The sequence below is a fragment of the Roseomonas nitratireducens genome (genome assembly GCF_017813355.1).
Classification (GTDB): Bacteria; Pseudomonadota; Alphaproteobacteria; order Acetobacterales; family Acetobacteraceae; genus Neoroseomonas; species Neoroseomonas nitratireducens.
In genome coordinates, this window is the sequence record NZ_JAGIYZ010000007.1 from 18,104 (window position 1) to 30,230 (window position 12,127).

Annotated in this window: 14 protein-coding genes; 11 read left to right on the forward strand and 3 right to left on the reverse strand. The window is 72.4% G+C overall.

What is annotated here, in order from left to right; genetic code table 11:
- Positions 1 to 71: 71 nt before the first annotated feature.
- Both J5Y09_RS08790 and J5Y09_RS08795 read left to right on the forward strand, forming a co-directional pair.
- On the forward strand, positions 72 to 1,238 hold the full coding sequence (locus J5Y09_RS08790; RefSeq protein ID WP_209351384.1) for an acyl-CoA dehydrogenase family protein: 1,167 nt from the start codon (positions 72 to 74) through the stop codon (positions 1,236 to 1,238).
- Positions 1,239 to 1,250: 12 nt separating this feature from the next.
- Entirely contained in the window at positions 1,251 to 1,652 is a 402-nt protein-coding gene (locus J5Y09_RS08795; protein ID WP_209351385.1) for a DUF2237 family protein, read from the forward strand.
- 28 nt (positions 1,653 to 1,680) lie between these two features.
- Here the strand turns inward: J5Y09_RS08795 and J5Y09_RS08800 are convergent, their stop codons facing one another.
- Complete coding sequence (locus J5Y09_RS08800; RefSeq protein ID WP_209351386.1) at positions 1,681 to 2,316, reverse strand: fumarate hydratase C-terminal domain-containing protein; 636 nt, start codon at positions 2,314 to 2,316, stop codon at positions 1,681 to 1,683.
- Positions 2,313 to 3,182, reverse strand: a complete 870-nt coding sequence (locus J5Y09_RS08805; RefSeq protein WP_209351387.1) for a fumarate hydratase — start codon at positions 3,180 to 3,182, stop codon at positions 2,313 to 2,315. The genes J5Y09_RS08800 and J5Y09_RS08805 overlap by 4 nt, the downstream gene beginning before the upstream one ends.
- 133 nt (positions 3,183 to 3,315) lie before the next feature.
- On the opposite strand from J5Y09_RS08805, the gene J5Y09_RS08810 reads away from it, so the two are divergent.
- The 9 genes from J5Y09_RS08810 (at position 3,316) to J5Y09_RS08850 (ending at position 11,201) form a co-directional block, all read left to right on the forward strand.
- The gene (locus J5Y09_RS08810) at positions 3,316 to 3,939 is read left to right on the forward strand and encodes a glutathione S-transferase family protein (RefSeq protein ID WP_342451441.1); all 624 of its coding nucleotides are present in this window, start codon (positions 3,316 to 3,318) and stop codon (positions 3,937 to 3,939) included.
- Positions 3,940 to 3,941: 2 nt separating this feature from the next.
- Positions 3,942 to 5,150, forward strand: coding sequence for a CaiB/BaiF CoA transferase family protein (locus J5Y09_RS08815; protein ID WP_209351388.1), 1,209 nt, complete (start codon positions 3,942 to 3,944; stop codon positions 5,148 to 5,150).
- On the forward strand, positions 5,150 to 5,749 hold the full coding sequence (locus J5Y09_RS08820) for a carboxymuconolactone decarboxylase family protein (protein WP_209351389.1): 600 nt from the start codon (positions 5,150 to 5,152) through the stop codon (positions 5,747 to 5,749). The genes J5Y09_RS08815 and J5Y09_RS08820 overlap by 1 nt, the downstream gene beginning before the upstream one ends.
- Before the next feature lie 65 nt (positions 5,750 to 5,814).
- Positions 5,815 to 6,783 carry a Bug family tripartite tricarboxylate transporter substrate binding protein gene (locus J5Y09_RS08825; protein WP_209351390.1) on the forward strand — a complete coding sequence of 323 codons (969 nt, stop codon included), beginning with the start codon at positions 5,815 to 5,817 and terminating at the stop codon, positions 6,781 to 6,783.
- A 5-nt stretch (positions 6,784 to 6,788) separates the two neighbouring features.
- The gene (locus tag J5Y09_RS08830) at positions 6,789 to 7,754 is read left to right on the forward strand and encodes a Bug family tripartite tricarboxylate transporter substrate binding protein (RefSeq protein WP_209351391.1); all 966 of its coding nucleotides are present in this window, start codon (positions 6,789 to 6,791) and stop codon (positions 7,752 to 7,754) included.
- Complete coding sequence (locus tag J5Y09_RS08835) at positions 7,751 to 8,713, forward strand: Bug family tripartite tricarboxylate transporter substrate binding protein (protein ID WP_209351392.1); 963 nt, start codon at positions 7,751 to 7,753, stop codon at positions 8,711 to 8,713. The genes J5Y09_RS08830 and J5Y09_RS08835 overlap by 4 nt, the downstream gene beginning before the upstream one ends.
- On the forward strand, positions 8,710 to 9,489 hold the full coding sequence (locus J5Y09_RS08840) for an enoyl-CoA hydratase/isomerase family protein (RefSeq protein ID WP_209351393.1): 780 nt from the start codon (positions 8,710 to 8,712) through the stop codon (positions 9,487 to 9,489). Before J5Y09_RS08835 ends, J5Y09_RS08840 begins: the two co-directional genes overlap by 4 nt.
- Positions 9,490 to 9,496: 7 nt before the next feature.
- Positions 9,497 to 10,423: an NAD(P)-dependent oxidoreductase gene (locus J5Y09_RS08845; protein WP_209351394.1), complete on the forward strand. Its 927-nt coding sequence runs from the start codon at positions 9,497 to 9,499 to the stop codon at positions 10,421 to 10,423.
- A gap of 10 nt (positions 10,424 to 10,433) precedes the next feature.
- Positions 10,434 to 11,201, forward strand: coding sequence for a GntR family transcriptional regulator (locus tag J5Y09_RS08850; RefSeq protein ID WP_209351395.1), 768 nt, complete (start codon positions 10,434 to 10,436; stop codon positions 11,199 to 11,201).
- Positions 11,202 to 11,241: 40 nt separating this feature from the next.
- Here the strand turns inward: J5Y09_RS08850 and J5Y09_RS08855 are convergent, their stop codons facing one another.
- Positions 11,242 to 12,054 (reverse strand): alpha/beta fold hydrolase, encoded by an 813-nt coding sequence (locus tag J5Y09_RS08855; protein WP_209351396.1) that lies wholly within the window; start codon positions 12,052 to 12,054, stop codon positions 11,242 to 11,244.
- Positions 12,055 to 12,127 lie beyond the last annotated feature (73 nt).

Below are 12,127 nucleotides of genomic sequence, written 5' to 3' on the forward strand. Positions count from 1 at the left end.
TGCGCGGGCGGCGTGCGCTTGCCAAGGGCCGGCGCGGGCACGATCCTCCGGCGCCTTGACGGGAGGGATGCATGGATTTCGGCCTGACGCCCGAGCAGGAGGCGATCGTTGAGGGCGTCACCGCCATCGCGCGGCGCTTCGGCGACGAGTACTGGCGCGCCTGCGACGACGAGGCGCGATTCCCGCGCGAGTTCCACGGCGCGATGGCGCAGGCGGGCTTCCTCGGCATCACCATGCCGGAAGCGCATGGCGGCGCCGGCCTCGGCGTGACCGAGGCGGCGCTGATGATGGCGGCCGTCGCCCGCCATGGCGGCGGCATGGCCGCGGCCTCCGCGCTGCACATCAACATGTTCGGCCCGCACCCGATCGTCGTGCACGGCACGCCGGAGCAGCAGGCGCGCTGGATCCCGCCACTCGTCGCCGGCACCGACCAGGCATGCTTCGGCTTCACCGAGCCGAATGCCGGACTCGACACCACGAGCATCACGACCTTCGCCACGAAGGTGCCGGGTGGCTACCGCGTGAATGGGCGGAAGATCTGGACATCGACCGCCCAGGTCGCGAACAAGGTCATGCTGCTGACGCGCACGACGCGGAAGGAGGATGCGCGGCGCCCATCCGACGGCATCACGCTGTTCTACACCGACCTCGACCGCAGCCGCGTCGAGGTGAAGCGGATCCCCAAGATGGGCCGCGCCGCGGTCGATTCGAACATGGTCTTCATCGACGACCTGTTCGTGCCGGAGGAGGATCGCATCGGCGAGGAAGGCCGCGGCTTCCGCTACGTGCTCGACAGCCTGAACCCCGAGCGCATCCTGATCGCGGCCGAGGCGATCGCGATCGGGCAGGACGCGCTCGAGCGCGCGGCGCGCTACGCGCGGGACCGCAGCGTCTTCGGCCGGCCGATCGGCCAGAACCAGGCGATCCAGCATCCGCTCGCGGAATGCTGGGCGGCGCTCGAGGCCGCCTGGATGATGACGATGAAGGCGGCCTGGCTCTACGACAGTGGCCGGCCCTGCGGGGCGGAGGCGAATGCCGCGAAGCTGCTCGGCGGCCGCGCGGGCCACCAGGCCTGCCTGCAGGCGATGATGACCCATGGTGGCATGGGCTATGCCAAGGAATACGTCGTCGAGCGCCTGCTGCGGGAGGTGATGATCACGCGCCTCGCCCCCGTGTCGGAGCAGCTGATCCTGTCCTTCATCGCCGAGCGCGTTCTCGGCCAGCCGAAATCCTACTGAGAGGTGCCGCCGATGGCCGACCTGCATGACCGTGGCGGCGGCCGCCCGCAGGCGCGCAACGTGCTCGGCGGCGCGTTGCTGCCCTGTTCCGTCGCGCCGCTGACAGGCTTCTACCGAGACGGATGCTGCAACACCGGCCCGGGCGATGTCGGCCTGCACGTGGTCTGCGCGGAGGTGACGGAGGAGTTCCTCGCCTTCAGCCGCGCCGCGGGCAACGACCTTTCCACGCCACGCCCCGAATACGGCTTCGCTGGGCTGAAGCCCGGCGACCGCTGGTGCCTCTGCGCCGCGCGGTGGGAGGAAGCGCGCCGCGCCGGCGTCGCGCCCCCGGTGCTGCTGGAGGCGACGCATGAGGCGGCGCTGCAGGTCAGCGAGCGGGCGCATCTGCTTGCCCATGCGCTGGATGCCGATTGAGGGAAATGGCGGAGCCTGGCGGGTCGGCTCATCCGCCTTTCGCGTCCTGACGACTGGCCGCCAGCGTCGCGAGGATGCCTTCCATCCGATCCCGCGCCTGCGCCTGGAGCGTCTCGAACAGGCTGTTGCCATGAGCGTCGATGCCGACGGTCACCGGCCCGAGGCCTTCCACCGCAAGCCGCACGAGGCGGTAATGCGCGACGAGGTCCGGATACGCCACCTCGCGCACCGCCCGGATCGCGGCCGAATGCAGCGGCGCGCCGCCGCCGAGGAACGACAGGTAGACGCAGCCCACCTCACGCATCGCCGCCGCGCAGGCGGTGTCGAGGCCGCCCTTGCCGCCGACCGCGGTCAGGCCGAAATGGCGGATCAGCCGCGGCATCAGCGGGTTGAAGCGCGTGCTGGTGGTCGGGTTCATGTACAGGATCTCGAGCCCGCCAGCCGGCATTTCCTGCGAGTAGGAGCCGAGGTGGAACAGCGAGCCGCCGGCCAGCGCGATCGGCGGGTCCCGGCCTTCCTCCGCGCAGGCGACCAGCCGCTGGATGGTCGGCAGGCCGGCGGTGATGACGATCTCCCCTTCGAGCAGCACCATGTCGCCGGCGCGCAGGCTGCGCGCATCCTCGCGCGACATCGGCATGCGCAGGGTGCGGAACGCGTCGCTCATTCGAAGCGCTCCACGCTGCCATCCGCATGCAGCCGGGCGCGCGTGCGGCGATTGATCCAGCAGTTGAAGCAGACCGCGACCGGCGTGTAGCCATGGCCCGAAGCGTAGTCGACATGCACCGCCAGCGCGGTCGTGTCGCCGCCCGTGCCCATCGGCCCGAAGCCCGTCGCGTTCACCGCGCGCAGCAGGCGCTCCTCCATCGCCGCCAGCACCGGTTCGGGATTCGTGGTGCCGATGGCGCGCATCGTCGCCTTGCTCGCGATGCGCGCCGCGACGTCGAACGACCCGCCGATGCCCACGCCGATGATCACCGGTGGGCAATGCTGCGACCCCGCCTGCATCACCACCTTCATGACATAGGCCTCGATCTCGGCGAGGGAGGGGAAGGAGAAGGTCTCCAGCGCCGCCCAGCGGCCCGAGCCGAGCGCCTTGGGCTGGCACAGGATCTCGACCCAGTCGGCGCCGCCTGCGACGTCCCAGGTCACGAGCGGCATGTCGCGGCCCTTGTAGCCGCGCTCATTGGTCAGCGGGTTGGTCACATGCTTCAGCAAGGGCGGGCTGATGGTCGCCACCAGCTCGTCGAAGCCGTCGCTGATGGCGGCCTTGATGTCGCCCTCGAGCCGCGCCGCGGTGCCGATCGTCACGTGATAGACCGGCACGCCGGCATCCGAGCAGACATAGCGCTGCTCCGCCTCGGCCTTGCGCGCGGAACCGAGCATCATCTGCAGGACCTTGCGCGCGCCGTCATGCGTCTCGGTCGCGAGCGCACGGGCGAGGCCATCGAGCGTGTCGGCGGGCACGGCGCGCAGCGACCAGTCGTAGAGCTGCGCGGAGAGGGATTTCACGGCCTGGTAGGTGATCGGCATCCTGGACCCGCTTCCTTCGACCGCGACCGGCGCTCCCATGGCGGGGCGAATGGGGCTGGACGCCGGTCGCCGATCGGGTTTAAGCCATATAACTGACCTTTTTGCCTAAACTCAAGGGAGGCGCCGTCATGGCGTGTTCGCGGCGATGATGAAGCTGCACTGGTCCCCGCGCTCACCCTTCGTGCGCAAGGTCATGGTCGCGGCGCACGAACTCGGCCTCGCCGACCGCATCCGGACGGTGCGCACGGTCGTCGCCATGATCAAGCCCGCGCGGGAACTGCTGCCGGAGAACCCGCTCGGCAAGATCCCGACCCTGGTGCTGGAGGACGGCACCATCCTCTACGACAGCCTGGTGATCATCGAGTATCTCGACAGCCTCGCCGGCGGCGGGCGGCTGATCCCGTCCTCCGGCATGGCGCGCTTCACAGAACTGCGCCGCCATGCGCTGGCTAACGGTTTCCTCGACATGCTCATCCTCTGGCGCAACGAACGCGATAAGCCGCAGCCGCTGCCCGCGCTTCTGGACGCCTTCGCGCTCAAGACCGACGCCGTCCTCGCCGCGCTCGAGGCCGAGATCGGGGCGATCGCGCAGGGCCCGACCGGGATCGCGCAGATCACTCTCGCGATCGCCGGGGATTACATGGACTTCCGCTTCCCCGACCTCGGCTGGCGGGCGCGCTGCCCCAGGCTCGATGCCTGGCAGCGCGAATTCGCCGACCGCGCCTCGATGCGGGCCAACGCGATCGTCGACGCCTGACCATGGCGGGGCCGCTGTCGCATCTGCGCGTGCTCGACCTCGGCCGCATCATGGCCGCGCCCTGGGCGACGCAGATCCTCGCCGACCTCGGCGCCGACGTGATCAAGATCGAGCGCCCGGGCGCGGGCGATGACACGCGCGCCTGGGGCCCGCCCTTCCTCGCGGCCGAGGACGGCACGCCGACGCGGGAGGCCGGGTACTTCCTCTCGGTCAACCGCGGCAAGCGTTCCGTCACGATCGACATCGCGAAGCCCGAAGGCCAGGCGATGCTGCGCGACCTCGCGCGGCGCTGCGACGTGGTGGTGGAGAACTTCAAGGCCGGCGCCCTGGCGAAGTACGGTCTCGATGCGGTCAGCCTGCGCGCGCTCAAGCCCTCGCTCATCTGCTGCTCCGTCACCGGCTTCGGGCAGGACGGGCCGCGGCGCGACCAGGCGGCCTACGACTTCATGATCCAGGCCATGGGCGGGCTGATGAGCCTGACTGGCGAGCGCGACGGCGCGCCGCAGAAGGTTGGCGTGCCCATCGTGGACCTGATGACCGGGATGTACGCCGCCGTCGCGATCCTCGCCGCCGTTGCCAACCGCGAACGGACCGGCCAGGGGGAGACGATCGACCTCGCCATGCTCGACGTGCAGGCGGCCTTCCTCGCCAACCAGGCGATGAACTGGCTTGTCGGCGGCAAGGTGCCGCACCGCGCCGGCAACCGTCACCCGAACATCCAGCCGCAGGATGTCTTCCCCGCGCGGGACGGACATGTCGTCCTCGCCGTCGGCAATGACGGCCAGTTCGCGAAGCTGTGCGAGGCGATCGGCCGGCCAGCCTGGGCCGCCGATCCGCGCTTCATCCGCAATGCCGACCGCGTGCGCAACGAGGCGGAGCTGACGCCGCTGCTGGCCGAGCGTTTCCGTGACTTCACGCGCGCCGAGCTCACCGCGCTGCTGGACGAGGCGGGCGTGCCCTGCGGGCCCATCAACACCGTGCCGGACGTCTTCGCCGATCCGCAGCTGCGGCACCGGGAAATGCTGCGGCACCTGCCGCATCCGCTGGCCGGCACGGTGCCGCAGGTGGTCAGCCCGATCCGCATGCGGGATGCGCCGCTGTCCTTCGACCGCGGACCGCCGACGCTCGGCCAGCACACGGCGGAAGTGCTCGCCGAACTCGGCATCGATGATGACGAGCGCAATACGCTGGCCGCGAAGGGAGTGATCTGATGGCGCCGCGCATTCCCCTTCCCGGGCGCGAGGAGCTGGACGCCGCCCAGCGCGAGGTCTGGGACCGCGTCGTCGCCGGGCCGCGCGGGACCGTCATCGGCCCGCTGCGCGCCGCCATCCACAATCCGGAACTCGCCGCCCGGTGGTCGGCGATGGGCGAGGCGCTGCGCTTCGGAACCTCGCTGCCCAAGCGCCTGTCGGAACTCGCGATCTGCGTCACCGGTCGGCGCTGGAGCAGCCAGGTGGAATGGTGGGTGCACGCCCGCACCGCCGCCGAGGCCGGCATCGCCCCCGCGATCCTCGAGGCCATCCGCGACGGCCGTCCGCCCGTCTTCGCCGATGCGCAGGAGGCCCTGGTCTACGACTTCGCGCGCGAATTGCAGCAGGGCGGCCGCGTGCCGGATGCGGCCTACGCCGCGGCGCGCGACGCCTTCGGCGTGAAGGGCGTGGTCGAGCTGACCGCGCTGATCGGCTACTACACCATGGTGTCGATGACGCTGAACGCGCACGGGATCCCGCTGCCCGACGGCGAGGTGGATCCGCTGGAGCCGCCCGCCACGGGCCTGTTCGAGCTGCCGCCCGCGGCGCGCATCGCCTGACGACCGGGGGACCCGGCAATGCAGGCCGGGCTCCATGCACGATACGACGCAGGGAGGACAAGGACATGATCAGACGCAGGACGGCGCTTGCCGGGCTGATGCTGCCGGCGCTCGCGGGCCGCGCGCGGGCGCAGGGGTTCCCGGACCAGCCGGTGCGGATGATCGTGCCCTTCGCCGCCGGCGGGCCCGCCGACATCATCGCCCGCGTCGTCGGCCGCGTGATGGGCGAGCGGCTCGGCAGGCCGGTGGTGGTGGAATCCCGCCCCGGCGCGGGCGGGACCATCGGCGTGGACGCCGTCGCCAAGGCCCGGCCGGACGGCCACACGCTGGTGATGGCCAGCAGCGGCGCCATCGTGATCCTGCCGCATATGCGCGCGAACATGCCCTACGACCCGTTGCGCGACCTGGCGCCGGTCAGCCAGGTGCTCGGCGTGCCGCAGATCGTCTCGGTCGCGCCCGGCCTCGGCGTCCGCTCGCTGCAGGAGTTGGTCGCGATGGCGCGCGCGCGGCCCGGCCAGCTCGCCTTCGGCTCGGCCGGCATCGGTTCCTCGCTGCACATGGCGGGGGAGCTGCTGAAGCTGCGCACCGGCATCGACATCACCCACGTGCCCTATCCGGGCGCCGCACCCGCGGTGACCGACCTGCTGGCGGGGCGCATCCAGATCCTGCTCGCCGACGTGCCGGCGCTGCTCGGCCAGGTGCGGGCGGGCGCGCTGCCGGCCTTGGCCGTGACGGCGGAACAGCGCATCGCCCTGCTGCCCGAGGTGCCGACGGCGATCGAGGCCGGCGTTCCCGGCCTGGTCAGCGAGACCTGGTACGGCGTGCTGGGCCCGGCCGGCATCCCGGCCGACCGGATCGCCACGCTGAACGCCGCCGTGCGCGCGGCGACCGAGGAGGGCGAGGCGCGCCGGGTGCTGGCGGACCAGGGCGGGCGCATCGTCGGCAGCTCGCCCGAGGCCTTCGCCGCCTTCATCCGCCAGACCCACGGCGCCTGGGGCGAGGTGGTCCGCGCCACCGGTGCGCGACTCGAATAGCGGCGATGCGCCGGCGTTTCCTGCTCTCCGCCGCCGTCCTGCTGCGTGCCGCGCCGGCCCGCGCGCAGCCGGCCTGGGCGCCGACGCGGCCCGTGCGCATCGTCGTGCCGCTGGCGCCGGGCGGCACGGCGGACACGATCGCGCGGCTGATCGCCGATCCGCTCGGCGCGCAGCTGGGCCAGCCGGTGATCGTCGAGAACCGGCCCGGCGGCACCAATACGGTCGGCGCGGTGCAGGTCGCGCGCGCGCCGGCCGATGGGCACACGCTGCTCTACGCGCCGCCGCCGGTGCAGATCCTGAACCCGCTGATGATGCGCAGCATGCCCTATGACGCGCTGGCGGATTTCGCCCCTGTCGTCGCGCTGATGCGCGCGCCGAAGCTGCTCGTGGTGCGGCCGGACTTTCCCGCGGCCGATGTGGCGGAATTCATCGCCGTCGCGCGCGCCCGGCCGGGCGGCGTGACCTATGCCAGCTCCGGCATCGGTTCCTCCGCGCATCTCGCCGGTGCGATGCTGGCGCAGATGGCGGGGATCGAGATGCTGCACGTGCCCTATCGCGGCACCGCGCCGGGCGTGCAGGACCTGATGGCCGGCCGCGTCGACATGACGCTCGACACCGCCGCCGCGCTGCTGCCGCTGGTGCGGGAGGGGCGTATCAGGGCACTCGCGGTCAGCACGCGCGACCCGGCCGAGGCGGCACCCGGCCTGCCGCCCATCGCGCGCACCCTGCCCGGCTTCCACGACGCCTCCTTCAACTACCTGCTCGCCCCGGCGCGCACGCCGCCGGAGTCCATCGCCGCGCTGAACGCGGCGACGAACCGCGTGCTGGCCGATCCCACCATCCGCGCGCGCTACGCGGGGCTTGGCGCCGAGCCGGTCGGCGGCACCTCGGAGGACCTGGCCGCGATGGTGCGGGAGGAGATCGAGCGCTGGCGCGGCGTCATCGTCGCGCAGAGGATCACCATCGAATGAAGACGCATCGCCGATCCATCCTCGCCGCCGCGCTCGCCCTGCCGGCGCCCGCCCTGGCGCAGGGCTTCCCGAGCCGGCCGATCCGCCTGGTCTGCCCCTTCGCCGCCGGCGGCTCGGCCGATGCCAGTGCGCGGCAACTCGCCGAGCCGCTCTCTGCCGCCCTCGGCCAGCCCGTGGTGGTGGAAAACCGGCCGGGCGGTGGCGCCACGCTCGGCGCGCAGCTCGTCGCGCGCGCGGCGCCGGATGGCCACACGCTGCTCTACGGCACGCCGGGGCCGCAGAGCGTGAACCCGCACCTGATGCGCAGCGTGCCGTACGATCCGGTGCGGGATTTCGCGCCGGTCTCCGGCTACAAGCGCGCGCCGAACCTGCTCGCGGTCCATCCATCCCTGCCGGCGCAGGACCTTGCGCAGCTGATCGCGCTGGCGAAGGCGCGGCCGGGGACCTTGACCTTCGCCTCCTCGGGCGTCGGCTCCTCCTCCCACCTCGCGGGGGAGATGCTGAAGTTCCTGGGCGGCGTGGACATCACCCATGTGCCCTATCGCGGCACCGGGCCGGCGATGACGGACCTGCTGTCGGGAACCGTGGCCATGGCGCTCGACACGCTGTCCATCCTGCTGCCGCCCGCGCGCGCTGGATCGCTGCGCGCGCTCGGCGTCACCACGCCGCAGCGCTCGCGCCTGGTGCCGGAGCTGCCCGCGCTGGCCGAGACCCTGCCGGGCTTCGACGCCGCACCCTTCAACTACATCGCCGCGACCGGCGGCACGCCGCCCGCGATCGTCGCCCGCCTGAACCAGGCGATCGTGGGCATCCTGAACGAGCCGGCCTATCGTGCGCGCATGGAAGCGCTCGGCGAGGAGGCCACGCCCTCCTCGCCCGAGGAGCTGGCGGAGACGATCGCGCGCGAGAGCGCGCGGTGGAAGCAGGTGATCGAGGCAGCGGGGATACGGGTGGAATGAGCGAGACCTACGAGACTCTGAAGCTGGAGGTCGCCGACCTTGTCGCGACCGTCACGCTGGACCGCCCGCCGGTCAACGCGCAGAACCGCGCGATGAAGGAGGAGCTGATCGCGGTCTTCGACGCGCTGCACGACCGCGAGGATGTGCGCGCGGTGGTGCTGACCGGCGCCGGCCGTGCCTTCTGCGCCGGCGCCGACCTCAAGGAACGGCCGAACATCGCCGGCGTCCCGGGCGCCTATCCGCGGCACAACCGCCTTACGCGCGCGTCCTTCGACTGCATCATGGAGTGCGGCAAGCCGGTGATCGCGGCGGTGAACGGGCTCGCGATCGGCGCGGGCGCTGTGCTCGCGCTCTGCGCCGACATCATCCTGGTGGCGGAGGACGCCTACCTGTCGATGACCGAGGTGGATGTCGGCCTCGCCGGCGGCGTGAAGCATGTACGCCGCCACTTCGGCGAATCCGACGCGCGGCTGATGATCTACACGGCGCGCCGCGTCCCTGGGCCGGAACTGCTGCGGATGAACGTCGCCTCCGCCTGCCTGCCGCGCGATGCGCTGCTGGCCGAGGCGCAGCGGATCGGGGCCGAGATCGCCGGCAAGGTGCCGCTCGCCGTGCAGGCCGCCAAGCGCAGCTTCCAGGTGACCGAGTACATGCCGCTGCACGAGGGCTACGTCTTCGAGCAGTCCCAGACCGCCGCGCTGTCGCGCACCGAGGACACGCAGGAAGCGTGGCGCGCCTTCGCCGAGAAGCGCAAGCCGGTCTTCAAGGGGAGGTAGGCGCGCGATGCGCGAGCCCGTGCTGCTGCTCTGCCCCGTTCCCGCGGACCTGCGTGCCGCGCTTGCGGAGCGCTACGACCTGGCGGAACTCCAGCCGGCGGAACAGCCGCGCCCCGGCTTCCGGATTGCCGTGACCACCGCCATGCACGGCGCGACCGCGGCGCTGCTCGACCGGCTGCCGGATCTCAGGCTGCTCTCCAGCCAGGGCACGGGGCTCGAGCGCATCGACCTCGCCGCCGCGGCGCGGCGCGGCGTCGCCGTGGCCTATACACCCGGCGTGATGACCGAGGATGTCGCGGACGCGGCGATCGGCCTGATGTACGGCGCCGCGCGGCTGGTCGCCGAGGCCGACCGCTTCGTCCGCGCCGGGCGCTGGGGGAAGGAGCGGATGCGCCTGGGCATCGGCCTGCACGGCAAGATGGCGGGCATCGTCGGCATGGGGCGCATCGGCCAGGCCATTGCGCGCCGCTGCGCCGGCCTGGGCATGCGTGTCGCGTGGACCGGGCCGCGCGCGAAGCCGGACCTGCCCTGGCCACGCCTCGGCAGCCTCATCGAACTCGCCGAGGCGGCGGACGTGCTCATCCTGGCGCTGGCCGCCGGGCCGGAGACCGACAGGATGGTGGATGCGCGGGTGCTGCGCGCCCTCGGGCCGCGCGGCGTGCTGGTCAACATCGCCCGCGGGTCCATGGTGGACGAGCCGGCGCTGATCGCCGCGCTGCAGGACGGCACCATCGCCGGCGCGGGGCTCGATGTCTTCGCGACGGAGCCGGCGCTCGATCCGCGCTTCCTCGATCTCGGCAATGTCGTGCTGGCGCCGCACAGCGCCTCCCTCACGCACGAGACTCGCGCGGCGCTGATCGCGCGCATGCTGTCGGACATCGAGGCATTCCGCGACGGGCGCGATTTCCTGGACGCCGCCGCGGGCGCCGGCTAACGGTCGCGCCATGCCCTCGGCCACGAAGTCCGCCCGACCCGCCGCGCCGGCCATTGACCTCAACCGCAGCGCGGTCTCGCGCTACATCCAGCTCGCCACCCTTTTCCGTCGCCGCATCGAGCAGGGGACCTGGCGCAATGGCGACCAGATCCCGACGGTGGACGAACTTGCCGCCGAATGCGGCGTGGCCCGCGCGACCATCCGCCAGGCGCTCGACCAGCTGGAAGCCGAGGGGCTGATCGAGCGGTTCCGCGCGAAGGGCACCTTCGTGCGCACGGCACCGGCCGCGAACCGTCTCTGGTGCGAGGTGGAGACCGACTGGACGGGCCTGCTGCGGTCCCGCGAGGGGGCCGAGATCGAGGTGCTCGGCGAGACGCCGGGTGTCACGGAAACGCCCGCGCCGCCGGTCGAGATGGGCACCAAGGCGCCGCGCTACACCCATATCCGCCGCCGGCACTGGCGCGATGGCCAGCCCTTCCTGGTGGCCGATCTGTACCTCGACGAACGGCTCCGGTCGAAGGTCACGGCCGAGGACCTCCGCGGCAAGACCGCGCTGAAGCTGGCGGCCAGCATTCCAGGCGTGCGCATCAGCGATGCGCGGCAGACGCTGACGATCGGCACCGCCGACATCGAGACGGCGACGGCGCTGCAATTGCCGCTGAACGCGCCGATCGCGCATGTGCGCCGCGCCGCGGTGGACCAGCGCGGCGTGCTCATCCTCGTCGCGGACGGCATCTATCGCGGCGACGTGGTGCGGATCGACATCAAGCTGCGCTGAAGGCGAAGCCGCGTCGCGCCCCCTTGCCGCGCTCCGGCCCTCAGCCCCAGAGGTCGCGGGCGAAGGCGATGAGCGCCGCCGCCACCGCCGCGGGCTGTTCGGGCAGCAGGGCGTGGCCGGCGCGCGCGACCACCGCGCACCGAGCCAGCGGACCGAGCAGCGCCTGCACTTCCGCCTCGGAAGGCGGCGGCGCGATCGCATCCTCCTCGGCCGCAAGGTAGAGCAGCGGCTTCGCCTCCGCCGCCCGCAGCCAGGCGCGGTCCTGCGTCGCCGTGCGGGCGGCGCGCTGCGCGCGCGCGACCTCGGGATGCCAGCCCGCAAGCCAGACGCTCGCATCGTGGCCGGGCGCGAAATAGGCGCGCTGCAGGTGGCGCAGCCGTTCCGCGTCGGGCAGCGCGGAGTCGAAGCTCGAGGTGATCGCGCGGCTGATCTCCGGCGTGACCTCCGTGCCCGTCACGGCGGCCAGCATGGCGATGCCGCGCACGAGGTCGGGGCGATCATGGCCGAGCATCCGCGCGACCCAATTGCCGGCGGCATGACCCGCGACGAGGGCCGGGCCGCCGGCGAAGCGCTCCATCGCCACGGCCACGTCCGCGGCCATGTCGTGCAGCGTGGCACCCGGCGTCAGCGGCGCGGAGCGTCCGATCCCGCGCGGCTCCGGCCGGATCAGCCGCAGGCCTGCCGCGACCAGCGTCGGCGCGATCGCGTCGTAATCCTCCTGGCCGCGGCCGAGCGAGGGGATCAGGACGATCGGATGGCCGTCGCCGGCAACCTCGACCTCGAGCGGGCCGCCGGGGAGGTCCAGCAGATATGTGCTGGCGCCGTGGCCGGCGGTCTGCGCTGCGTCTGCCATGCGGTGTCCTCGCGGTTCGCCGGGGTGGGGAGTGGTGCACGCCCGGCGGCTATCCTGAAAGAGCGAATAGGCC